Below are 23,784 nucleotides of genomic sequence, written 5' to 3'. Positions count from 1 at the left end.
GATCCGAAAGAGCGGAGTTTAAGTTGTTAGTTAATAGTTGAGTGAACTTGGCTTCGAAGTAAGACTTGTTTCAGCCTAATCCAACCAGGTCATCCCCCTACCCCCTTCAAAGGGGGACATCCGTACATGTACAAAAAAACAATCCATACTTGTAAGATAGCCACAACGAAGTATAAACTATCAAACTAAGATGACAGAAAAGTCCCCCTTCGAAGGGGGCTGGGGGATGATAATCGTTTGCTGCAATTTGCCCTCTGCGTAAAGGAAGGGGAGCGGTAGTTGGTGCCGGCAAAGTATAAATCAACAACCGATTAACGATCAACAATCAACCAAACTACAGCCGTTCCAGGTCCTTCCGCGTCCGGTCGCTATCCTCCAGGTTACCGGTGTTCAGGGTGCTGGCCGGTTCGAACAGCAGTACCTCGGCCTCTTGGTTCGCCACAGGCTTATGCTCCACGCCGCGCGGCACGATCATGAACTCCCCCGGTTCCAGCGTCACCACCTTATCCCGCAGGTGCATCTCAAAGGCGCCTTTTACCACCAGAAAAAACTCATCCTCGTGCGCGTGGTGGTGCCACTCGAACGGCCCCAGGAACCTGGCCAGTTTCACCTGCTGCCCGTTCAGCTCGCCCACCACGCGCGGGTTCCAGTGGTCGGAGAACTGGCTGAACTTGTCGGCCAGGTTTACTTTCGTTACGTCCTTTTCCATGCTTCTATACTTTATCCGAACTAATTCTAAATAACGATGTGTTTTTATTTGGACTGGTTCTAAATAGTGTTTAGATTTGCACTACTATCGCAGAGCCGCTTAGCTAAGATACACCACATGATGCATACAGCCACGCAATTACCCGAGATTTATACTTCTGAGGCAGGAGCCGTTTACCAGTGCGACCGCCACAACCGTTTAATGCTGAGTTTTGCAGGCAAGCTTACCGTGCTCAAACTGGATGCTTTCCTGCGTCTGAAGCACGCGGTGGATCGTATCGACCTGGAGGCGATGGCGAGCAATCCGGACCGCTCCTTCGACTTCAGCATCATCACCCTCTGCGGCTGCGACCGCTGCTTCGTGCTGACACTGCCCGAGCTGCACGCCCTGAAGGAGCTGCTGGCCGGAGCCAAATTTGTGCTGGAGCTGAACCGGATGCTGCACGAGTGCCTGGCACTAACCACTGTATAAAATATTAGAGCCTTTATAGTTTGAAACATAGCGCACGGCCCCAGGGTCGTGCTCTTTTTATTTAGACTCCTTCCGAATTTCAGGGGTTTGTTGCGCAGGCAAAACAAAAGCGCTTACCTTGAGGTATTAAGGAGGAGGTGTGCATTACACCGCATTGTCCAATCACTACCCAAACACCCGGAAATTATGAAAGACCTACTAAGACTGAGAACCTCGCTGAGCGAGACGATAGAGCAAATACTGAACGACCAGATAAAGATGGAGGCGGAGGCCTCGGCCATGTACCTGGCCATGAGCAGTTGGTGCGACCGTAACGGCTTTGATTTCAGCGCCGGTTATTTTAAGAAGCAGTCGGATGAGGAGCGCGAGCACATGCTGCGCCTGTTTAAATTTGTATCCGACATGGGCGGGCGCGCCGTGTCTCCGAGCATCTCTGTCCCCCAGGTGGAGTTCGAGTCCTTCAGAAACGTGTTTGAGCAGGCGCTGCAGCAGGAGATCGCCGTAACGCAGTCGTTTAACCGCATGGCCGACAAGTGCCAGAAAGAGAAGGACTACGTGACGTTCACGTTCCTGCAGTGGTTCCTCAAAGAGCAGATCGAGGAGGAGTATGTGGCCCGCCGTGCGCTGGAGCTGTTCGAAGTAATTGGCGAGGACGGAACCGGCCAGTACGAGATCGACAAGCGCGTGCCCAAGATCACGTATGAAGATACCTACGAGGGATAACCACTGTCTTGAAAGTATAACTGAAGTAAAAGCAGCGCGGCCCCGGAAATACTCCGGGGCCGCGCTGCTTTTATGGTGCTCTTCTGTTACGAGGACGGTTTAAGGATGTGTTGCTCAAAAGCCTCTTTTGCCTTGCGCTCGTCGGTGTAGGGCGTCCAGGCGTTGGCGGGTTGCATGCAGGTAACGGGGGCGTAGTCGCAGCGGTCGGTGCAGTCGGTTTTTACCACTTCCACCTGCCCTTTCAGGCCCATCTCCTTTATCATCTCCCTGAAAAGCTTGCTCAGTTCCTTGCCGCCTTTCTTTTTGCACTTGCTGCCCGTGCACACATAAATCACTTTATCGGGTGTCTCAAAACTCTTGCTCATGTACTTTCTACGGTGTTATTACCTGTAAAAGCCTGATTCGGGCAGATAAGTTTCGGGAGAGTGTAAGGTCCGGCTCTGTTTTCGGTTGAACCGTTGTGCGAGTGTGACTTTCTAATTCCCCAACTCTCTAACTCTCTGACTTCTGACATTCCTTCAGCCAGGTTTTGGCGCTGTCCATGTCCCCGAAGATGCGCATCTGGAAGAGGCCGTTGGTGCGGCTTTCCATCTCGGCGGCAGAGGCGGCCGCAAAAGACTCCTGGTTGGTTACATGGGCATAGCAGCGCAGGCCGGCCGCAGCCGCCTGGGGCATCCATACCTGCTCGATCCAGTCCACGGCCTCGTCCCAGCGCCCCACCAGTTCCTGGTTGTCGTTCAGGCCGTAAGGGGTTTGGTGGGTTTGGAAGGCCTCCAGCACCGCTATAGAACCCAGCTTCACGTTCTCGGGACTCACGTACCCTATCCAGTTGTTGTAGATCCAGTTGTTGGCTGCATCATACGCAATGGTCAGGAAGGTCTTGCCTGTGGCGGATGTTAGTTCTGCGATTTTTGTCATCTGTCTGCACTTTCGCCTGTGTAACTATACGCAGGGCGCGGCGTGTGGTAAAGCTAAGATTTTTAGGCTGATTGGCCAACTCTACCCGGCAGCGTCTGTTGTGAACGGCCCAAGGCAGGGGTTCGCAAATGTTTCATAGCGGTAGGGGTGCTAAAGTGGCCAAAATTGCTAAATTTACTGAATATAGAGATTTTCTGTTATATGTGCAAACGTCAACCTGCCGATTAAACTATAGGCTATGCTGTTAGTCTATTTATTCATACTTCACTAACCTTATTAAATCTGACATGAACCTTACAAAAACCAAAGCCGCCCGGCGCCTGGCTGCACACCTGCTGTGCCTGCTGCTGTTAGGCGGCGGGGCTGCCCCTGCTGCACTGGCGCAGGATCCTAACACCGGCTACCAGCGCCCACCCGAAACCATCGCAGCCATCATTGAGGCACCGAATACCCCGGCCGTAAGTATAAGTGCCAAAGGCGATTGGATGCTGCTGCTCGAGAGCCCGGGCTACCCCAGTATAGAGGAGGTGTCGGCACCGGAGAGCCGCCTGGCCGGCATACGCATTAACCCCGCCACCAACGGCCCGAGCCGCGGCTACTACTACAATGGCCTGAAGCTAAAGAAGGTGAGCAACGCCGACGAGTTTGCGATTAAAGGCTTGCCGCAGAACGCGCAGCTCGCCAACGTTACCTGGTCGCCGGACGAGAAATATGTGGCCTTCACCAACACCAAAGCCAATGGCATAGAGCTCTGGATTGCCGACCTGGGAGCTAGAGAGGCGAAGAAGCTAACAGAGGCTGTGATAAACGATGCCTACAGCGGCAGTCCGTTCGAGTGGCTGTCGGACAGTAGAACGCTGGTGGTGAAGTTTGTGGATGCGCAGCGCGGCGAAATGCCGAAGGCCTCGCATGTGCCAGCCGGACCCACCATCCAGCAAAACATCGGCAAGGCCAAACCATCCCGCACCTACCAGGATTTGCTGAAGAACCGCAACGACGAGCAATTATTTGATTACTACATGCAGACGCAGCTCAAGCTGGTTTCTGTGGACGGAAAGCAGGAGCCGATAGGGGAGGCAGGCATCATCAAAAGTATAGATACCTCGCCGGACGGGCAGTACCTGCTGGTGCAGACCATCCAGAAACCTTACTCATACCTGGTGCCGCATTACTATTTTCCTTACAAGGTGGAAGTATGGAGCCGCAACGGACAGAAAGTGAAGGAGCTGGCGCAGCTGCCACTGGCCGAGGATATTCCGATTGCCTTTGACGCCGTGGCCAAAGGCCCGCGCAACTATAACTGGCGACCAGATAAACCGGCCACGTTGTATTGGGCCGAGGCGCAGGACGGCGGCGATGCGAACAAAGAGGCTGCCGTGCGCGACCATGTGTACATGCTGGATGCTCCTTTCAGCGGAAAGCCAACGCAGCTGGCCGCTACCAAATACCGGTACCGTGGCGTGATGTGGGGTGAGGATATGGCCCTTGTGAGCGAGCGCTGGTGGAAAACTCGCCAGGAGCGCAGCACGCTGGTGAATCCTTCCAAACCGGCGGCCAAAGCCACTGTGCTGATCGAGCGCTCTTACGAGGACAACTACAACGACCCGGGCTCGCCGGTGTTCACCAAGAACAAGTATGGCCGCAGCGTGCTGCTGACGGATAAGAAAAAGCAAAACATCTACATGATCTCCGAGGGCGGCTCGCCGGAGGGGAATCGTCCGTTTGTGAGCGAGTTTAATTTGAAGTCGAAGAAGGCGGATATTCTCTGGAGATCGGAAGCGCCATACTATGAGCGCCCGGTGGATATCATCGACCTGAAGGACAAGAAGATCATCACCAGAAGGGAGTCTGAAAACGACCCGCCTAACTACTTTGTGCGCGACATCGACGGCAAGAAGCTGACGCAGGTAACCAACTTCCCGCACCCTACGCCGCAACTGGAGGGCGTGCAGAAGCAAATGCTGCAGTATAAGCGAGAGGACGGTGTGAACCTGACGGCCATTTTATACTTGCCGAAAGACTACAAAAAAGGCGATGCACCGCTGCCGATGCTGCTGTGGGCCTACCCGCGCGAGTTCAAGGATGCCTCTGCCGCCGGTCAGGTGAAAAGCTCGCCTTATGAGTTCACGCGCATCAGCTGGGGTTCGCCGCTGTTCTGGGTAACGCAGGGCTACGCCATCCTCGACCGCACGGATATTCCGATTGTGGGCGAGGGCGACGCCCAGCCAAACGACACCTACGTGCAGCAGCTGGTGTCCAGCGCCAAGGCCGCTATTGATGAAGTGGTGAAGATGGGCGTGGCCGACCCGAAGCGAGTGGCCGTGGGTGGCCACTCGTACGGCGCGTTTATGACCGGTAACCTGCTGGCGCACTCCGACCTGTTTGCCGCGGGTATCGCGCGCAGCGGGGCCTACAACCGCACCCTGACGCCGTTCGGGTTCCAGGCCGAGGAACGCACGTACTGGGATGCCCCCGAAGTATACTTCCAGATGTCGCCGTTCTCCTTTGCCAACAAGGTAAACGAGCCGATCCTGCTCATTCATGGCGAGGCCGATAATAACTCGGGTACCTTCCCGGTGCAGAGCGAGCGCTTCTACAACGCCCTGAAAGGCCACGGCGCCACCGCCCGCCTCGTGTTCCTGCCCGCCGAGAGCCACGGCTACCGCGCCAAGGAGTCGGTGCTGCACATGCTCTGGGAGATGGACCAGTGGCTGGAGAAGTACGTGAAAAACCGCCAGGTGCAGTAAGCAGCTGGTTTATTCTTATACAAACGCCCCGGTTATACTTTATAGCCGGGGCGTTTTTGTTTATGCCATAAGCCATAAAGTGCCTATGAAAGTATGGCGGAAGCAAGTAGGAAGTATGGCTCAAGTATAAGAGCAGGTATAAAGTATAAAGTGGCAAGGCAAGTATAAATACAGCTCAAATCAGTAAGTATGATTGAAGTATGAAGTATAGGGCTGGCTTTTCCGCGTTTGTATGCTGTTTATCCGGCTACGTAGTACCGGGTCCAACCACCCCTTGCCCTTCCCCCGGAACAAGTCCGGGATCCTAGACTTAACCAAGGAGGGGAGCCCTGTAATTACTGTTGCCAAAGTATGAGTTTCATTTCCACAGCTATCGCACGGACAGGTCGCGACCTGTCCCTACACGAACCCCACCCCAGCCCTCCCCTAAAAACAGGGGAGGGAGCTCTGTTCAAGCTTAGTCAGCGGGAGCTATCGACCTGATTCCAGCCTTTGGGTTGAGCGCCTATGCGAGTTTTTCCGGTGACGAGCGATAGCGAGGCAGCCCGAGGCACGAGGGCAGGAAAAGCTCCCAGCGCGATGCCCAAAGGCGAGGCCTCCCGGCCTTGAGGGAGCCAAAGCTCGAAATGATACGATACGTTTGTAAGACTGAGGATCAGCGGCAGCTAGCAAGTATAGCTGGTGTCAAAAAGCAGGAAGCAGCGGCTAAGAAAGTATAAATCAAGTATAGCCAAAGTATAGCCGAAGTATGAAGTATGACTCAAGGATTAAAAGGCACAAGCGGACGCTTGCGCCAGCGCAAGTATGAAAGTATAGCTCAAGTATAAAGTATGGCTTTTCAAGCCAGTCGGGTTGCAAACCCGACGCCATAGTAGGATACAAGTCTGAAGACTTGCACCATGGAAAAAAGCAGGCATAAAAGTTTAGATGAAGTATAAATCGGGAGGAAAAGTATAACCTAAGTTCAAAATCCTGTCCATCCTTCCACCCTGAAAATCCTGATGCAGACAAGTATAAGTTTCGCCCTGCACCACCAGGTATAAATAAAACAGCGCTGCAAAACTGCAGCGCTGTTTCCTCTATCAACAAAAGTATAAAACTTACTCGTTCACGATCTTTATAGTGTGCGGCACAATCTGGCGGGGCCAGTCGGAAGCATCCACCGGCTCCTGCTCAATCTTCTCCACCACATCCATGCCTTCCACTACCTCGCCGAAAACAGTGTACTCAGTGTCCAGCCCCGGCTCGCCGCCGATGGACAGGTAGACTTTCTCCTGCTCCGGAGTATAGTCAATGCCGTGTTTTTGCTCAAAGGCCAGCAGTTCCTCCTTCGACACCGGCGCCCCGGTTACGATGTAGAAGTTGTGGGAGGAGGATTCCTTGTCGGGATTGCGCTCGTCGCCGTAGCGGGCCATGGCCAGGGCGCCGCGCTTGTGGATGTGTTTGGGGTTAAACTCCTGCGGAATCTTGTAGGCACCCTGCTTCATCTCGCGCTCATCAGAATCGCCGCCCTGCACGGCAAAGCCCTTCACCACGCGGTAAAACTCGCCCTGGTCGTAGAAGCCGGCTTTGGTGAGGCGCACGAAGTTGGCGCGGTGCAGCGGTGTGTCCTTGTAGAGGCGCACCTTTATACTTCCGTGGCGGGTGGTGATCACGGCCAGGCTGTCGGGGTTGCTGCGGCCAAACTCCTCCAGCTTGGCCACTACGTTCTCGGAGGTTAGCGGCTCCAGGGTCTGCTCCGCTTCGGTTGTGGCTTCCGTGGCCTCGCCGTTGGTTTCGTCAGCAGTTTTGTTGCAACTGAACAGGGGCAGCAGGCAGGCGGCCAGCAGCAGTGGGCGGCCAAGGCAGGATAAGAACTTCTTTCTCATAGTGCTCATACTTTTCTGGTTTACTTAAAGGTAATCGTTTTTAGCTATATAGTGTTACAGGGAGCGATGTTTTCTCGGGGAGATTCAATTCGATTTTTTGTAATTTTCTAATAAGTTAGAATTGATGTTGTCCCGCTTAAATACAAACCCGTATAGAGGTGGTTGCACAGGCAATAACAGAGGGTATAGGTTGTGCAGCAGCAGGTAAAATGTCTCGGGAAAATAATGCAAATAAGGGCTGGCAGGAAAATGCGCTGACAGCCTTATAACGCAAATTCTATATAGTGTGGAAAAATATTTTTATAAAATTATTTGCGCATAATATCCAATATCAATACTTTAGAAACCATGTTCTATTAAATAATTTTTATCTCACCTTAATTTTTTCTCACATGAAAAACAAATTACATTTCAAAAGTGTAATGCGCTCCGTTATGCTGGGAGCGGCAGCAGTAACTTTCTCCTGCACCTTTACCGCCTGCGACAATGAGTCCGGCGAGGGGGCAGAACCAGTGGCCGAGTTTCAGGCCGAAAGCCAGAATGGTGCAATTATCGCTGGCAAGTACATTGTTGTATATAAGAATGGTACCAACCTCCGCGCAAGCGAGGGTGCCACTTACGAGCAGCGTGTAGAAATGGTGCGTGACTTCAGCAAAAACATCATGGCGGAGAACGGCATCAGCAACTTTAAAGTGGAGCAGGCTTACGGCCAGGCTATAAAAGGTGTTGCCGTGGAAATGTCTGCCGAGGAGGCCTCTAAGCTGCGCCAGGACCCGCGCGTGGATTACGTGGAGCCAGACAGAATCGTGATGCTGGCTAAGCCAGGCACAGGTGGCGGTGGCGGTTCTGCCGGCCAGACGGTGCCTTACGGCATTACGCGTGTGGGCAGCGGAAGCGGCGCCGGTAAAACGGCCTGGGTAATCGACACAGGCATCGACCTGGACCACCCAGACTTGAACGTGGACGTGGCCCGAAGCGTAACGATGTTCACCTCTGGCAGAGATGCCGGTTCAGCTGACGACGGTAACGGACACGGCACGCACGTAGCCGGCACGATCGCTGCTAAAAACAACACGGTAGGTGTGCTGGGTGTGGCCTACGACGCGACGGTGGTAGCCGTTAAGGTGCTCGACTCGCGCGGTAGCGGTTCTTACTCCGGTGTGATCGCCGGTGTGGATTACGTGGCTGCCAACGGCAAGTCCGGCGACGCGGCGAACATGAGCCTTGGCGGACCTGTTTCGCAGGCCCTGGACGACGCTGTGGTGGCTGCCGCCTCCAAAGGCATTAAGTTTGCCCTGGCTGCCGGAAACGAGAGCACAAACGCCAACAACTCATCCCCGGCCCGTGCCAACCATGCCAACATCTACACGGTGTCTGCCATGGATGCCAACGATCGCTTTGCCTCGTTCTCTAACTATGGCAACCCGCCGGTGGACTTCTGCGCACCAGGTGTGAGCATCAACTCTACCTGGAAAGGTGGCGCCTACAATACTATCAGCGGCACGTCTATGGCGTCTCCGCACGTGGCTGGCCTGCTATTGCTGGGCAACATCGCCACGGATGGTTATGTTAACGGCGACCCGGACGGTACCGCAGATCCAATTGCACACCGCTAGGCAAGTATAAGTTTAAAGTGAGTTATTTAAAGGGCGGCCTCAGGCCGCCCTTTTCTTGTTTACAGCCTTTTGCGCATGACGTAATCATTCATCCAGTAAGGGCCGATCGGGATGTCCTCCTCGTGGTGCACCTGGTAACCGCAGCGCTCATAAAAGCCTTGGGCCGGGTTGTGGCGGTTCACGTTCAGGTCCAGGATGGCGGCGCCCAGTTGCTGCACCTGCTGCTCCACGGCCTGCAGCAGCAGTTTGCCCAAGCCCTTGCCCTGCGTCTGGGGCAGCAGGTAAATCTTGTTGAGCTTGTATACTTTCCCGGACTCGTCTTTCACAGAGAAGGACGCAAAGCCCACAGGCTCCGCAGATTCCTCTACGATCAGAAACGTCTGCCCCTCCTGCATCTGCCGTTCCAGTGCCTCCCTGCTATAGATTTCCCCAAACATATAGTCTATCTGCTCTTTGGAGAGGATGCTGCCGTAGGTGGGCTCCCAGGTGGCCGCTGCCAGTTGCATCAGGGTGGGGAGGTCGGAGGCGGTGGCCTGGCGGATAAGGTGGCTTGTGCTCATACGTCTGCATTTAATCGCTGCCTGCAAGATAGGCGCTGCACGTATAAATGGCAATGCGCGCCATGCTTTCAACTCTTCCCGGAAACCCTATCTTTGTTAGTACAAGCGCGTATCAACTCAAAAATGCAGCACGTATGAAAGCAGTGTACTTAGAGGATATCAACAAGCCATTCACGATAATAGATACAGAGAAGCCCACGGCTGGTCCCGGCGAGGTGGTGGTGCTGGTAAAGGCGGCCTCCCTGAACCGCCGCGACGTATGGATCCAGAAGGGACGCTACTTCATCAAGAAATACCCCGCCATACTTGGCTCCGATTGCGCCGGGGTGGTGGCAGAACTGGGCGAGGGCGTAGATGCGATGTGGCAGGGCCAGGAAGTATTCGTGGATCCCTCCGTCGATTGGGGCGACAACCCACGGGCGCATTCAGAGAAGTTCAGGATACTGGGCATGCCGGAACAAGGGGCCTTTGCCGAGTATGTGAAAGTACCCGCCGCCAACCTGTATCAGAAGCCGCTGCACCTGAGCTTTGAGGAGGCTGCCGCCCTGCCGCTGGCCGGCGTAACAGCGTACCGCGCGCTGTTCACCAAATGCCAGCTGCAGCCCGGCGAGCGGGTGCTGGTAACGGGGGCAGGAGGCGGCGTGGCCCTGCTGGCCATACAGTTTGCACTTGCCGCCGGCGCCGAAGTATGGGTCACGTCAGGGACGGAGGAGAAAATCAGCCTGGCTATGGATTTAGGCGCAGCCGGAGGTATAAACTATAAAACAGAGAACTGGGGCAAGGTGCTGAAGGAGCAAACCGGCGGCTTTGACGTGCTGATCGACAGTGCAGCCGGGGAGGGTTTTGTGCAGCTGGTGAAGCTGGCCAGGCCGGGCGGGCGCATCGGTATCTACGGCGGCACCACCGGCTTGATCGGGCAAATCAACCCGGCAGAGATTTTCTGGAAGCAGCTCTCCATCTTCGGCAGCACCATGGGCACCGCCCAGGACTTCGCCGACATGGTGAAGCTGGTAGAGGAGAAGGAGATCCGGCCGGTGGTGGACATTGTGTACCTGCTTGAGAAAGCCGAGGAGGCCATGCGCTACATGGAGGCCGGCAAGCAGTTCGGCAAGATCGTGCTGCAGGTGGGGTAGATGGCTATGGGTTGTTTTTAAAGTATACCCCAAGTCCTTCTTTTCGGGAGGACTTTCTTTTTGCTATATTTAGAGTATGAAGAAATTCTCCCTCATCGGCCTTGTGCTGTTATTGCTAAGTATAAATGCTATGGCACAGACTTCTGCCCACAAGGTGCTGCGGCAACAAACCGAGAAACAGCTGCACGACATCATCAGCCGCTCGCCGGCCGTTACCGGGCTCGTGGCGGTAGACCTTACTTCAGGCGATACGTTCGCTTTTAACCCGGATGTGGTGTTCCCGCAGGCCAGTGCCATCAAGATTCCCATCCTGATGAACGTGTACCAACAGGCGCACGAGGGAAGGTTCTCGCTTACTGATATAAGGAAAGTTTCCCCTGCGGATGTGGTGGGAGGAACCGGCGTCCTGAAAGACCTGAAAACAATGCCGTCTACGAGTATTTATGACCTGGGCGTGCTGATGATCACGCTGAGTGATAATACCGCCACCAACTCCCTCATCGACCTGGTAAGCATGAAGGAGATTAACGCCATGCTGCGCGGGCTAGGGGCGAAGCAGACGCTGGTGCAGCGGAAAATGATCAACGCCGCCGCCTCCGGCAGGGGCGAGGAGAATTTGTCTACCCCGGCCGATGCGGCCAGGATACTGCAGCTGCTCTACAAGGGCGAATTCATCAGCAAAGCCACTTCCAAGGAAATCATCTCTATACTTAAGAGAACGGACCGCCAGACGAGCAGGCTGGCCGCCGGCATCCCCGATGCGGTGCCGATTGCCTTTAAGCCGGGTGTGCTGAACGGCGTATCGACGGAGTGGGCAATCGTGCTGCTGCCTGAGCGGCCTTATGCCGTGGCCGTGATGGAAAGCTATAAAGTGAAGGGGCAAGCGGAAGAAACGGTGGAACAGCTGTCAGAGGTGCTTTACCAGTATTTCTGGCGTATGGGCAACGCCACCCGCTACGGCACCTACGTAGATCCGAAGCTGATTAAATAAGAGGCCGACTTTATACTTTAGTCATACTTTATACTTGGGTTGTGATGATGAAACGCTTTACTTTCCTGCTGTTTATACTTAGTGCCGTATACTGCCAGCCCATACTCGCCCAGAAGCAGCAAAGCCCGCTGGCCGGTAAAATTATTTGCCTGGATGCCGGGCATGGCGGAACAGCTGCGACGGACAGTTACCGCGCCGGGCCCGCTGGCGAGCGCGAAGAGTGGATAAATCTGCGGGTGGCGCTGCTGCTGCAGAAAATGCTCGAAAAGAAGGGGGCTAAAGTACTCATGACACGTACTGCCGACGATGACATTCCGCTGGCGGAACGGGCCAAACTGGCTATGGAGAACCGGGCCGACGTGTTTCTCTCGGTGCACCACAACGCCACGGCAGACCCAAATGTAAACTTCCCGATCATCTACTTTCATGGGAACGCCTCAGAGAACGAAGCGAGCGTGGCTTTAGGCAAGGATGTGGCCCAAGCGCTCAGCCAGCACCTGTATCAGGGCAGCACACCGGTAAGCCTGGTATCGGACCACACCATATTTGCCACCGCGGGCACCAAAGTGCTGCGCGATACCTACGGGATTCCCGGTGTGATTGCGGAGGCATCGTTCTTTACCAACGCAGCTGAGGAGAGGCGGCTGAAGAAGAAAAAGTATAACCGCCGGGAGGCGCAGGCTTACGTGGCGGCGCTGGAGGAGTTTTTAGGCGAGCCTGTTCCGGCTATACTTCCTAAAAACTCCGTGGTAAATCTTCCGTCCTTCCGGGCTTTCCAGGAGGCCGAGCGTATGAGCAAAACCGCCCGGCTCTGGCACCAGGATTATGTAAAAGGCCTGGAACTGATGGAGCATCAGGACACAACCTCCTGGCAGCAAGCCTATGAGTTGTTCACGCGCTCGGCCCGCTCGTTCCCGGATTCGTACGTGGCCGCGCAATGCCATGTCTACAGGGCCATACTTTTGGAGCAACTGGGTAAACCTGATGAGGCACTTGTGGAAGCTACCAGGGCAAGGGAGCACTATGTGCGGACAAGCATAGAATAATTCAGCATCATACTTTACGAATCATACTTTAAACCAAATGTTGATGAAACTACACACAGCGTTGTGGAGGGGTATAACTATAAAGGCGGGCACCGTCGGTTTATACTTCCTAAGTGCCTGCGCCGGGCCAGCGTTCCAGATCCTGGAAAAACCGATTGTTTTTGATGAGGAGCGCCAGCAGCTTTCGCTGGAGTACTTGGAGGCCCGGTATAATATGAAGCAGGACGCGCCTTACATCCAACCTAAAATGATCGTGCTCCACTGGACGGCCATCCCCACGCTCGAAAGGTCCTTTGCGGCCATGAACCCGACCCTGCTGCCTGGTGCCCGTACCGAGATCGGCTCCGCCAGTAGCCTGAACGTGTCGGCCCAGTTCCTGGTAGACCGCGACGGCACTGTGTACCGCCAGCTTCCGGACACAGCCTTTGCCCGCCACGTCATCGGCCTGAACCACTGTGCCATTGGCGTAGAGAACGTAGGAGGCGGCAAGGAAGGCATGACCAAAGCACAGCTAAAAGCCAACGAGGACCTGGTGCGTTACCTGAAAAGCAAGTATGACATCGAGTACCTGATCGGGCACTACGAGTACCAGGACTTTGAGGGCCACCCGCTCTGGAAGGAGGTGGATGCCGGTTACAGAACCAAAAAGGTAGATCCAGGCGAAGATTTCATGCAAAAGATACGGGAAAGGGTAAAAGATTTGGGGCTGAAAGGTTCTCCTAAGTCTTGAGTTGGGGAGGGGCTGCGTTTGCTTTTTGTAATGGCGGGTCCAACCACCCCAGCACAGAATCACCCCTCCCCAACCCTCCCCTAAGAACAGGGGAGGGAGCTGTTCGTTATGTGGGCCAACCACCCCTACCCCTCCTTGGCTAAGGAGGGGAGCCCGTAACTACTTTGGCTAAAGTTTAAGTTTTATAGCTGCTGGTATTGCGCGGACAGGTCGCGACCTGTCCCTACAAGTATAAACCTACCCCTAGCCCCTCCGAGGAGGGGAATTTTCAGCAGGCGATTACATCCCCCTGCCCCCTTCCAAGGAGGACTTATACTTGTTCTATAGCAATGGCAGCGGCTATCGAACTGATCCCAGCCTTTGGGTTGAGCGCCTTGTGAGATTCCGGTGCCCGTAAGGGCATTGCGACGTTAGGAGCAAAGGAAGGGAACACAGCGCGATGCCCGAAGGCGAGGCCTCTCGGGCTTGAGAGCACCAAAGTCAGAAATGCAATGATAGGCTTGTAAGCCTACAGGATCAGCGGCAGCTAGTAGAGGCACAAGCGGACGCTTGCGCCAGCAAAGTATAAAAGCATAGCACTAAGTATAAACTGACAAGTATAAGTATAGCTTCCGCGGATCGGGAGATTCGCAGCAGAATTGGTTCCGGATAAGAATGTCCGGAACAGCGAAAATTGCCAAGGCCTTTGCCATGCTTTTGGATTGCAAATCGGAGAGAGCAGTAAGTAAAGTATAATTGAAGTATAAAGTATGGCCAAAGTATAAGTCTGGCAGCGATTATAGTATGACTGCTGAGGCACGTATAAAAAAGGGAGGCGGACCATTCGGCCCGCCTCCCTTTTTTATACGTATTATACTTCCTGCTTATTGGTTCTCCTGCTCCAGTAGGTTCAGCAGGAAGGCATACTGCAGGGCAGTCTCCTTGTAGCGCTGGAAACGGCCGGAGGCACCGCCGTGGCCGGCTTCCATGTTGGTGTGCAGCAGCAGCATGTTATCATCGGTCTTCATCTCGCGCAGCTTGGCTACCCACTTGGCGGGCTCCCAGTACTGCACCTGCGAGTCGTGCAGGCCGGTGGTCACGAGCATGTTCGGGTATGCCTTGGCCTCTACGTTGTCGTAAGGCGAGTAAGAGAGCATGTAGTCATAGTACTGCTTCTCGGCCGGGTTACCCCATTCGTCAAACTCGCCGGTGGTCAGCGGAATGCTGGTGTCGAGCATCGTGGTGACCACGTCCACAAACGGCACGGCTGCGATCACCCCTTTGTAGAGCTCGGGGCGCATGTTCACCACGGCACCCATCAGCAGGCCGCCGGCGCTGCCGCCCATGGCAAATAGTTTCTCCGGATTGGTGTACTGCTGCTCGATCAGGAACTCAGAGGCGTCGATAAAGTCGGTGAAAGTGTTCTTCTTCTTCAGCAGCTTGCCGTCCTCGTACCATTTCCGGCCCATTTCCTGGCCCCCGCGGATGTGAGCGATAGCGTATACAAAGCCGCGGTCCAGCAGGCTCAGGCGCACCGAGCTGAAGCTGGGGTTCATGCTGTTGCCATAAGAGCCGTAAGCATAAAGCAGCGTCGGGTTGTCGCCGTTCAGGTCAAGGCCTTTGCGGTACACCAGCGACACCGGGATCTTGGTGCCATCGTCGGCGGTGGCGTAGATACGCTTGGCCTCATAGTTGTTCGGGTCGAAATCGCCTACCACCTCATCGCGCTTCAGCAGCTCACGCTCCTTTGTCTGCATGTTGTAGTCGTAGGTGGAGTAGGGCGTGGTAAGCGAGGTATAGCCGAAGCGCAGCTCCTTGCTGTCGAAATCCGGGTTGTTGCCGATATAGGCGGTGTAGGCCTCTTCCTCAAAATCGATGTAATAATCGGTTTTGGGGTCTTTCCAGCTTCTGATGCGGATGTTGGTAAGGCCGTTTTTGCGCTCCTGCAGCGCCAGGTAATCCTTAAAGATTTCGATGCCCTCCAGCAGCACATCCTCGCGGTGCGGCAGCAGCTCTTTCCAGTTCTCCTTGCCCGGCTTGCTTACCGGCGTCTGCATCAGCTTAAAGTTGGTGGCGCCATCCTTGTTGGTGACGATGTAGAAGTTGTCGCCGAAGTGGTCCACGCTGTACTCCAGGCCACGCTCCCGCGGCTGTATCACCTTAAACTTGCCGTTGGGGTTGTTAGCATCCAGGTAGCGGTATTCCTGCGCCATGGTGCTGTGGCTGCCGATCATGATATACTTATCGGACTTGGTCTTGAACACGTACGTGCTGAAGGTTTCGTCGGCCTCGTGGAATATCTCCTGGTCTTTTTCAGCCGGGGTTCCCAGCGTGTGGCGGAAGATCTTGAAAGACCGCAGCGCCGGATCCTTCACTGAGTAGTAAACGGTCTTATTATCGTTGGCCCACACAGCGCCGCCGGTGGTGTTCGGGATGGCGTCTGGCAGCAGCTCGCCGGTCTGCAGGTTCTTAAAGCGGATGGTGTACTGTCGGCGGCTCACGGTGTCCTCGCCGAAGGCCAGCAGCTGGTTGTTCGGGCTCACGCTCAGGCCGGCGGCGGCGTAGTAACTCTTATCCTCAGCGCGCTCGTTGGCGTTCAGCATCACCTGCTCCTTTGCCTCCATGCTGCCCTGCTTGCGGGCATAAATCGGGTACTCCTTGCCTTCCTCGTAGCGCACAAAGTACCAGTAGCCGTTGTCCTTGTAGGGCACCGACTCGTCCGTCTGCTTGATGCGGCCCACGATCTCGTCGTAGAGCTGCTGCTGCAGTTCCTCGGTGTGGCCCAGCATTTTCTGGGTGTAGGCGTTCTCCGCGTTCAGGTAGTCGATCACCTCCTGGTCCTCGCGGTCGTTGAGCCAGTAGTAGTTGTCGATGCGGGTGTGGCCGTGCGTGGTGAGCTCCTTGGGCTCTTTCTTGGCTACCGGCGGCTGCGGCGCGCTGGGCTCAGCGGCTGTGGCCTCGGTAGAGGCCTGCGCAGTGGCAGCAGTGGTGGCGTTGCCCGTGTTGCTGGACGAGCAGCTAGAGCCCGCCACTAGGCAGGCGACAAGAAGCGATGCCGAGGCGGCCGCTTTGGACTTGGGGTATTTCATAGGATGGTTCGTTTTTTATACTTGTCCGGGAGCAGGCGTGCAGGTGCTGCTACGGGTGTCTAAATTTATATAAAATCCCCGGCAAACAAAACACGTTAAAAGTTATGCATGCAGCGCTCTTCTTCGTACCTTGAGCCATCCACAGACCTTAAGACAAAGTATAGCATATGGCCACACAACAAGAATTCGAGAACGCTGTAGCAAAATCAAAAACCCTAACCGAGCGCCCCAGCAACGACGTGCTGCTGAAACTTTACGCCCTGTACAAGCAGGCCACCGAGGGCGACGTGAACACCGAGCGCCCCGGCGGCTTCGATTTTAAGAACATCGCCAAGTGGGATGCCTGGAAGAAGCAGGAGGGCAAGAGCCAGGACGCCGCCCGCCAGGAGTACGTGCAGTATGTGCATGAGTTGGTGGGGTAAGGGCACGGAAGTATAAAACCAAAAAAGGGAGCCTCTGGGGCTCCCTTTCCTATTTTCGCTCTTTCCAGGCGTGGCTGCAGTTATAACAAGTATAGCGCCTGCTCATAAACGGCATCGGGATGCCGAGCTCCCCTACGTTATCAGAGCCGCAGTTGGGGCAGACGAGGGACCGTGGCTGCTCCTGCACAGGCGGAGCCATGTCTATACTGTCGTAGTCGAACTGGCTGGAGCCTTCCTGTATGCGGGCAAGTATGGCCTTGGCCTCCATCACGTCGCCCTCGGTCACTTTCAGCTTCACGCCCCCCACGGCCACAGAGTAAAAAGGGTGCACGCCCACGATGTGCTCATCCCCCAGAAAGCAAAGTATACCCTCTGCCTCCAGGCGGCCCTTGAGGATGTGTGCCTCCGTGAGTTCGTTAAACGTGGCGATGGTTACCAGGCGCTCAGCCATACAGTATGGGTTATTTTTTAGGGGGAAGGTCGAAAGCCTCGGCGTTGTGCTCGAAGTGCCCTTTGTGGGAACCGTCGCAGAAGGGCTTGTTCTTGGACAGGCCGCAGCGGCAGATGGAAACGAGCGTGCGCCCGCCCAGGCCATAGGTGTTCCCGTCTTTGTCTACAATCTCAAAATCCTCGCCCTCCACACGGAGCGATCCGTTGCTGTTTACCGTTATTCTCGTTTTTGACATGGTGTTAGGTTGTTTCGTACCCCAATATACTCTATTTCCGGGGATATTACTGCATTAACGCCGCGGCGGCCATGGTTGGTATAAAAACAACAGCGGCCCCAGGCGAATGCCCGGAGCCGCTGCCGTTAATGTAGCTTCTTTCGGTACTAGTTGCTGTACAGGTACTTGAATGTTTCGCTCTTGCCGTTCGGCGATTCCACGGTCTGCGTCAGCGGGTAGCCGCGCTCATCGTAGGTGTAGGTATAGCTGTACTTGTAGGTCTTCTTGCTGTTGTGCACCACGGTAGAGGAGGCCACCAGGTTGTTCGGGCTGCTGGCAGCGCCGGGTTCCGCTAAAGTATGGAACGGGTTCACACTGGAGTCGTAAGAGTTAGTGGTGGTAGAGAACAGCTTCGCCTCGCTCTTGTCGTCGATCACGTACTGCTTCTCCTGGATGTAGTTGCCGTTTGGCAGTACCTCAAACCTGGTGTAGGACTTCAGCTTGCCTTCCCCTTCTCCGTCCTTTCCTTCGAAGATCGATTTTTTCTCAAGCTTGTTGTCTGTGTTGTACTCGTAGGTGGCGTAGGCGGTGTACTCCAGCTTGCTTCCGCTGTAGTAGGCCATGCTGCTCTTGGTGAGCTGGCCGCTGGTGTTGTAGGTAAAGCCCTGCTCCGAAAGAAGGGTCTTGCTGCTGCCGGCGTACGTGCTGCTTTTCAGAACGCGCCCCTTAGCGTCGCGCTCATACTTCTCGAAGCTCTCCAGGTTGCCTGTCTCCACGTCGTAGTGGTTTACCTGGCTCAGCTGCTTGCCTGCAAAGTTGTAAGAGGTTACCTCAGCAGAGTCTGCCATGATGTGGGAGATGACTCCCTGCTCCAGCTCCGGCTGGATCGAGTCGTTTTCCTGCTTCTCGCAAGAGCTAAACGCTACCACGCCTAGCATCAGCAGGGCAGGCATAAATTTGTTTCTCAGGTTCATTGGGCTAAAAGTTGATTATGATGAAACAACACTTGGCGGAAGCCTTCGTTCCGCAAGTCCCACAGAGAACGCAATCCTTTTTTAAAAAATTGCACTTGTCCTGAAGAAATATTCTATAGCCTGTTTGGTTGGGTGCTGCTTATGTGATGTAAGTTATTGTAAAACAGTGTTATTGTAGTCCGGTTTGCGGCTAATCGGTTAGCTGAAAAAAGTTTAAATTATTTAATAAATATGATATTTAGAATATTTTATACTTATACTTTTCTCAGTTAAGGCTGGCTGAGCGGGCAATGTTCAGCAGCTCGTCGCCGGCGTCGATGTTGTGGCGGAGCTCCTCTTTCAGGTTCACGGTTACGCGCAGCGCCTTCAGGCCCTGCACGCCCTGCAGGTCCTCCACCTCCAGGTGCTCCACCTCCCCTTCGGTATACCCCTCTGAGCGCAGGAAGTCCAGGTAGCGCAGGTACTCCTGCATGGCCTTCTGCTGGGTGTACACAATGGCGATCTTGCCCGGCTGCGTCAGGCGCTCCTCGGTGCCGAGAATGTAGGCCTTGTCGATACGCTTCTTGATGATCTCGTAGCTGATGTTGTTGGCGCCGTCCACGTCAAATTTCTTCTCATCGAGCCTGTAGCGGATGGAGATCGGGTCGGCGTGCACCAGGATCAGCTGCGTTATCTCGAGCGGCAGTTTCAGGCCGGCGCGCAGCTTCTGTATGCGGCGGGCAATCTCGCAGGTCAGCATGAGCTGCCACAGGCGCATGTTCTTTAGGTAGATCGGCTGGAAGTCGCCGGAGTTCAGCAGCGAGGCCCCGATATAGATGTTATACTCCACGCCATCGGTTTTATACTTCTCGAAGTAGTGCGGGAAGATCTGCTGCGCCTTCTCCTCCTCCCGGTCCAGGAAGCCGGAGATGGTCTCGTTGATCATGAACAGGCTTTCCTCGTAGGCACGGCGCTTGTTGTAGACAGCCTTGTAGGGGTTGTTGATGGCCGAGCGGTAGGCCTGCACGGTCGGTTCCGCCGACGGCTCCTTCCGCAGGAAATAGTCAAACAGCGGCTCGATCTCCGAGCGCAGGAAATCAAGTATAAGCACCTCGTCGCCAGAGCTTAGCTCGTGCAGAATGCTGAGCGAGAGATTGTCTATCTTAAACATCAGCTCATCAAGTATGGCCAGCGGCATCCTGTCCTTCACGGCAAGTATAACCTCTTTGGCCAGCACCAGTTGCTCCAGCAGGTCGCCCTGGATGGCCTTGTTGCGCTCGGAGGCGGAGCTGCGGATGTCGGAGGAGCCGTAGAGCGGATAGATGTCGCGGAAGATGATGGGTTCGATCTCCGGGCTGTTGTTGCGCTCCATTTTCTCCAGCAGGTTAATGGCCGCCTGCGTAAAGCGCCACTCCACGATCGGGTGTATGGCGGTATACTTTTCCTTGATGATGCTCTGGATGCTGCTGCGCAGTTCCTCCAGGCTCCGGTTCATGGCCAGGGCAAACAGGGGCAGTATCTCCTTTAGCTTGATGGTGGAGAGGGTGTTCAGCTCGCCGGGGATGGGCGAGGCGAGCTCCATCAGGCCAATGGTGCTGCCCTCATACTCCAGCGGCGCGATGATGAGGTTGCGGATACCCATCTCCAGCAGTTTCTGCTCCATGCGGGTGGGGTGGTGCAGCACCTTCAGGTCCTCTACCACCACGGTGTTGCCGTGCTTCATCACAGGCTCATAGATAGAGCCCTTCAGGTCGCTGAGCGACAGCTCACAGTCCTGGGTAAGTATGAGGCCGCTCCAGATGCGGCGGGCGTAGCTGGTGTCGAACTCGCGCAGGTTGGGGCAGGAGGCAAAGCCCAGCCGTATGCCTGGCAGGCCAAAGAGCACGCGCAGCTTTTGCTGCAGGCTCGTGAAGCCTTCCCGGGTGCTCACGGAGTCCTTGTCGAGCAGGTCGTAGCGGAGCGAGGAGATGGTTTGCTCCATGGTTACGTCCGTAAAGTCGAAGATGGCGAACCCGCTGAACTCGAAATTATCGGGCGGCAGCAGCTCCATCCACCTGTCCAGGTTGTTGTAGCGGTTGATGAGGTAGTTAATCTGCTGGGCCTTCAGCGGCTTCACCTCGCCCTTGGCCTTCACCTCCATAAACTTCAGGTCCACATCCACCTTGTAATGGCGCGGCAGGCCCGTAAACTTGTCGTGCGTGGTGAACACAAAGGGCTCATCCACTATGAAGTTAGCCTTGTAGAACTTGGCAAGTATAATGGTGTAGGCCCGCAGCGTGAGCCTGGAAAGCAGCGTCTTGCGGTCCAGTTCCAGCCTTTCCGCCGAGTCGGTGCCCTCCAGCAGGCCCAGTTCCTCCAGCCGGGGCGTGGCGTAAAAGCTCTGAAACCTGAACGGCACCGACACGGCCTTGATGTCGTTCTCCCACAGCGCCCCCGGAAAAATGTCGCCCATCAGCACGTCCAGCGTATCCATATGCTTGTCCACCAACGAGACATCCTCGATGGAACCCATGAGCGCAGGCGTGCCGCGCAGCAGCGCTATCAGCTCCTGCAGGCGGCCGGCGTTGCAATTGGGGTCGTTCTCCAGCTTGTCCTCCCAGTAAGAGAGAAGCGGCGCCAGGCTGAGCGTGGTCTCAAACGGGAAGTCGTTTACGCTCAGCTTCACATGGTCGTTGCTGCTTACGGAGACCACCGTCTCGTGGAAGTTGCCTTTTGGGTTTTTAGTCATATAATGTGCTGGGGACAAAAAGTATGGCTATACTTTTGGATACCTACAAGATTTAAACGTGGTTTGAGGATATAAGTATGAAACAGCCGGGAGCGTCAGAGGTTATGTTTTTGTTACCGGGCCATCGCCAATGCCCAACAGGCGGCAGGAAAATTTATCCGCCCGGGAATATAATTCTGGCACAATATTTACGGCAGAGGCTTGTTAAAGTTTATAAGGAAACCCTAACTACTATGAAAAGACCTTTGAAATGGATGCTGACAGCTGTTCTGGCCGTCATGACAGTGGGAATGGCGCAGGCGCAGGCACAACTGGAGCGCGACCTGACCGATCTGCGCGCCTGGATGCAACAGCGCAGCACGCAGGCCGACAGCACCCTGGCCGCCGAATGGCCCACCGTAAAGAAAGAGTTTAAGGAGCTGACCTACAGCCTGGACAGCAACAGCAAAAAGCTTTCTGAGAAGTCCAGGAACGAGTATAACGGGTACAAGCGGGAGTATGAGGCCTGGGAGGAGCGGCACGAGGGCGAACTGGTGAACCTGGACGGGCGCGAGCTGGAGCGGTGGGAGCGCGAGATGACCGGCACCACCAACATCAGCAAAATCAAGCCCGTGCACCTGCGCGATGCCTTTAACAGGGCCCTGGAGCATACCCGCGGCTACCGCCAGGACTGGAGCGTGCAGGACTGGGCCTACGCCGAGTTTGTGGTGGGGGAGCTGAACAGCCGCAAGGCTGAGGTACTGGACCTGCTGAGCACCGGCGACAAGATAAAGATAGCGGCCCTGCAGGTAGAGTTTACCACGCTGCAGAAAAGCCGGCAGGCCAAAGACGCGTACGACGAGCGGAAAAAGGAGCGGCGCTAAAAGTATGAAAGTATAAAAACAGCAGCCCCGGCTTCCGTATAGAAGTCGGGGCTGTTTGTTTCTGATTAGTTTGATTTACATAGCATTCGGACCCTTCTTGCCTCCGGACTGGTCTTTCTGGTCGCTTCGGCCCTGGCTAGAGCCCTTGTCTTTCTGCTGGTCGCTCTGGCTGCGGGTACCTTCCTGGCCCTGCTTCTTCGCCTCTGGTTTCTGCGACTTGTTTTTGTCTTGATCTTGTCCTTTTGTCATGACTTTCAAGTATTTAGTTATACTTTGAGTTTACGAGCAGGAAAATTATGGGTTGAGGGAATGGTCGGTTCTCCTAAGTTAAATTAAAAGTATGGCACGGCATCCTACAAGCATCGGGAACAAATGCAGGTGTATGCCACCGGATAGTATGCCGAACTTACCAGCCAAATGTTGATAACCCGGTGGGCAATTTGTAGATAATGCTGCGCTAAATTCTGTTACTTTTGTAACCCTTAAGTTTTAATCAACACTTTACCATGCATATCGCGATAGTTGGCAACATTGGCGCCGGCAAAACCACGCTGGCTACCAAGCTGGCCCAACACTTTAACTGGGATTTATACCTCGAGGCGGTGGACAACAACCCCTACCTGAAGGATTTCTACGAGGACATGGAGCGCTGGGCCTTCCACCTGCAGGTTTACTTCCTCAACAGCCGCTTTAACCAGGTGCAGCAGATACAGGCCGTCGAGAAGAACGTGATCCAGGACCGCACCATCTACGAGGATGCCCACATCTTCGCCAAAAACCTGCACCAGTCCGGCCTGATGAGCACGCGCGACTATGAGAACTACCACGCGCTGTTCCAGTCCATGATCAGCATGGTGAAGGCCCCCGACCTGATGATCTACCTGAAGGCCGACCTGCCGAAGCTGATAGGTCAGATAGAGAAGCGCAACCGCGACTACGAAAGCAGCATCAGCATTAACTACCTGCGCAACCTGAACGAGCATTACAACAGCTGGATGGGCAACTATGATCTGGGCAAGCTACTGGTGGTAGACGTCAATAACCTTGATTTTGTGGCAAACCCAGAGGACCTGGGAAGCATCATCGAGCGGATACAGCGCGAGCTGTTCGGGCTATTTTAGAGGCTTGGTTTATACTTTTATACTTCTGAAGGAGGGAGCAGCTGCGGTTGCTTCCTTTTTTGTTTTTAGCAGCGCCGTGTCGAACCACGCCTGCTTTCACCCCTCCCCAACCCTCCCCTAAAATCAGGGGAGGGGGCGATACTTACCACTTTCCCTGTCATCCCGAATAAAATGAGGGTTCTAGCTGGAATTCAAAAGAGATCTCTCCCAAAGGTCGAGATGACAGTAAGGTCGTAGCTATCGAACTGATACCCAGTCCTTGGGTTGAGCGCCTATGCGAGTTTTTCCGGTGACGAGCCGGAGGCGAGGCAGCCCGAGGCACGAGGGTAGGAAAAGCTCCCAGCGCGATGCTCGAGAGAGTTTACCCCGAAGGATTTCGGGGAGCCCTCTCGGGCTGGAGAGCACCAAAGCAGGAAATGCAACAGTAGGCTTGTGGGAACTAGAGGATCAGC

The 23,784-nt window shown here is 54.9% G+C and carries 22 protein-coding genes; 11 read left to right on the top strand and 11 right to left on the bottom strand.

The features are described from left to right. Nucleotides 1-334: 334 nt before the first annotated feature. Nucleotides 335-709 (bottom strand): cupin domain-containing protein, encoded by a 375-nt coding sequence (locus A3841_RS00105; protein ID WP_073850273.1) that lies wholly within the window; start codon nt 707-709, stop codon nt 335-337. A gap of 117 nt (nt 710-826) precedes the next feature. Between A3841_RS00105 and A3841_RS00100 the strand changes: the two genes are divergently transcribed. Both A3841_RS00100 and A3841_RS00095 read left to right on the top strand, forming a co-directional pair. Then, entirely contained in the window at nt 827-1,180 is a 354-nt protein-coding gene (locus tag A3841_RS00100) for a hypothetical protein (protein WP_083610076.1), read from the top strand. 186 nt (nt 1,181-1,366) lie between these two features. Next, on the top strand, nt 1,367-1,903 hold the full coding sequence (locus A3841_RS00095) for a ferritin (protein ID WP_073850272.1): 537 nt from the start codon (nt 1,367-1,369) through the stop codon (nt 1,901-1,903). Between the two features lie 86 nt (nt 1,904-1,989). Here the strand turns inward: A3841_RS00095 and A3841_RS00090 are convergent, their stop codons facing one another. Together A3841_RS00090 and A3841_RS00085 are read right to left on the bottom strand one after the other, a co-directional pair. After that, a complete protein-coding gene (locus tag A3841_RS00090) occupies nt 1,990-2,268 on the bottom strand; it encodes a (2Fe-2S) ferredoxin domain-containing protein (RefSeq protein WP_073850271.1) in 279 nt (92 codons plus the stop codon). 127 nt (nt 2,269-2,395) lie between these two features. Further along, nucleotides 2,396-2,821 carry a hypothetical protein gene (locus A3841_RS00085; protein WP_073850270.1) on the bottom strand — a complete coding sequence of 142 codons (426 nt, stop codon included), beginning with the start codon at nt 2,819-2,821 and terminating at the stop codon, nt 2,396-2,398. 287 nt (nt 2,822-3,108) lie between these two features. Here A3841_RS00085 and A3841_RS00080 point away from each other — a divergent pair, with 287 nt between their 5' ends. Further along, nucleotides 3,109-5,568 (top strand): S9 family peptidase, encoded by a 2,460-nt coding sequence (locus A3841_RS00080; protein WP_073850269.1) that lies wholly within the window; start codon nt 3,109-3,111, stop codon nt 5,566-5,568. A 1,100-nt stretch (nt 5,569-6,668) separates the two neighbouring features. Here A3841_RS00080 and A3841_RS00075 read toward each other — a convergent pair. Next, nucleotides 6,669-7,445, bottom strand: coding sequence for a peptidylprolyl isomerase (locus A3841_RS00075; protein WP_073850268.1), 777 nt, complete (start codon nt 7,443-7,445; stop codon nt 6,669-6,671). 383 nt (nt 7,446-7,828) lie between these two features. On the opposite strand from A3841_RS00075, the gene A3841_RS00070 reads away from it, so the two are divergent. Beyond that, a complete protein-coding gene (locus A3841_RS00070) occupies nt 7,829-9,052 on the top strand; it encodes a S8 family serine peptidase (protein ID WP_073850267.1) in 1,224 nt (407 codons plus the stop codon). 59 nt (nt 9,053-9,111) lie between these two features. Here the strand turns inward: A3841_RS00070 and A3841_RS00065 are convergent, their stop codons facing one another. After that, nucleotides 9,112-9,612: a GNAT family N-acetyltransferase gene (locus A3841_RS00065; RefSeq protein ID WP_073850266.1), complete on the bottom strand. Its 501-nt coding sequence runs from the start codon at nt 9,610-9,612 to the stop codon at nt 9,112-9,114. A gap of 134 nt (nt 9,613-9,746) precedes the next feature. Between A3841_RS00065 and A3841_RS00060 the strand changes: the two genes are divergently transcribed. The 4 genes from A3841_RS00060 (at nt 9,747) to A3841_RS00045 (ending at nt 13,512) form a co-directional block, all read left to right on the top strand. Next, nucleotides 9,747-10,745, top strand: coding sequence for a zinc-binding dehydrogenase (locus A3841_RS00060; RefSeq protein ID WP_073850265.1), 999 nt, complete (start codon nt 9,747-9,749; stop codon nt 10,743-10,745). Between the two features lie 76 nt (nt 10,746-10,821). Then, nucleotides 10,822-11,736, top strand: a complete 915-nt coding sequence (locus A3841_RS00055) for a serine hydrolase (RefSeq protein ID WP_073850264.1) — start codon at nt 10,822-10,824, stop codon at nt 11,734-11,736. A gap of 44 nt (nt 11,737-11,780) precedes the next feature. Further along, nucleotides 11,781-12,782 (top strand): N-acetylmuramoyl-L-alanine amidase family protein, encoded by a 1,002-nt coding sequence (locus A3841_RS00050; protein ID WP_235861225.1) that lies wholly within the window; start codon nt 11,781-11,783, stop codon nt 12,780-12,782. A 43-nt stretch (nt 12,783-12,825) separates the two neighbouring features. Further along, entirely contained in the window at nt 12,826-13,512 is a 687-nt protein-coding gene (locus tag A3841_RS00045) for an N-acetylmuramoyl-L-alanine amidase (protein ID WP_073850263.1), read from the top strand. Nucleotides 13,513-14,375: 863 nt separating this feature from the next. On the opposite strand, the gene A3841_RS00040 is transcribed toward A3841_RS00045, so the two are convergent. After that, nucleotides 14,376-16,580, bottom strand: coding sequence for a S9 family peptidase (locus A3841_RS00040; protein ID WP_073850262.1), 2,205 nt, complete (start codon nt 16,578-16,580; stop codon nt 14,376-14,378). A gap of 167 nt (nt 16,581-16,747) precedes the next feature. On the opposite strand from A3841_RS00040, the gene A3841_RS00035 reads away from it, so the two are divergent. Continuing rightward, entirely contained in the window at nt 16,748-17,002 is a 255-nt protein-coding gene (locus tag A3841_RS00035) for an acyl-CoA-binding protein (protein ID WP_073850261.1), read from the top strand. Between the two features lie 49 nt (nt 17,003-17,051). Here the strand turns inward: A3841_RS00035 and A3841_RS00030 are convergent, their stop codons facing one another. The 4 genes from A3841_RS00030 to A3841_RS00015 form a co-directional block, all read right to left on the bottom strand. Next, nucleotides 17,052-17,453 (bottom strand): putative signal transducing protein, encoded by a 402-nt coding sequence (locus A3841_RS00030; RefSeq protein WP_073850260.1) that lies wholly within the window; start codon nt 17,451-17,453, stop codon nt 17,052-17,054. Between the two features lie 10 nt (nt 17,454-17,463). Continuing rightward, nucleotides 17,464-17,688 carry a CDGSH iron-sulfur domain-containing protein gene (locus A3841_RS00025; protein WP_073850259.1) on the bottom strand — a complete coding sequence of 75 codons (225 nt, stop codon included), beginning with the start codon at nt 17,686-17,688 and terminating at the stop codon, nt 17,464-17,466. Between the two features lie 146 nt (nt 17,689-17,834). Further along, on the bottom strand, nt 17,835-18,641 hold the full coding sequence (locus A3841_RS00020; protein WP_073850258.1) for a hypothetical protein: 807 nt from the start codon (nt 18,639-18,641) through the stop codon (nt 17,835-17,837). A gap of 265 nt (nt 18,642-18,906) precedes the next feature. Further along, nucleotides 18,907-21,348: a GAF domain-containing protein gene (locus A3841_RS00015; protein ID WP_073850257.1), complete on the bottom strand. Its 2,442-nt coding sequence runs from the start codon at nt 21,346-21,348 to the stop codon at nt 18,907-18,909. 233 nt (nt 21,349-21,581) lie between these two features. Between A3841_RS00015 and A3841_RS00010 the strand changes: the two genes are divergently transcribed. Then, nucleotides 21,582-22,211 carry a hypothetical protein gene (locus A3841_RS00010; protein ID WP_073850256.1) on the top strand — a complete coding sequence of 210 codons (630 nt, stop codon included), beginning with the start codon at nt 21,582-21,584 and terminating at the stop codon, nt 22,209-22,211. 75 nt (nt 22,212-22,286) lie between these two features. Here A3841_RS00010 and A3841_RS20140 read toward each other — a convergent pair whose 3' ends face one another. Further along, nucleotides 22,287-22,460: a hypothetical protein gene (locus tag A3841_RS20140; protein ID WP_170866118.1), complete on the bottom strand. Its 174-nt coding sequence runs from the start codon at nt 22,458-22,460 to the stop codon at nt 22,287-22,289. Nucleotides 22,461-22,717: 257 nt separating this feature from the next. Here A3841_RS20140 and A3841_RS00005 point away from each other — a divergent pair, with 257 nt between their 5' ends. Then, nucleotides 22,718-23,332: a deoxynucleoside kinase gene (locus A3841_RS00005; protein WP_073850255.1), complete on the top strand. Its 615-nt coding sequence runs from the start codon at nt 22,718-22,720 to the stop codon at nt 23,330-23,332. Nucleotides 23,333-23,784 lie beyond the last annotated feature (452 nt).

Origin of the sequence: Pontibacter flavimaris (assembly GCF_001907195.1) — a bacterium.
Lineage (GTDB): Bacteria > Bacteroidota > Bacteroidia > Cytophagales > Hymenobacteraceae > Pontibacter > Pontibacter flavimaris.
This window is presented reverse-complemented; position numbering and strand designations above follow the sequence as displayed.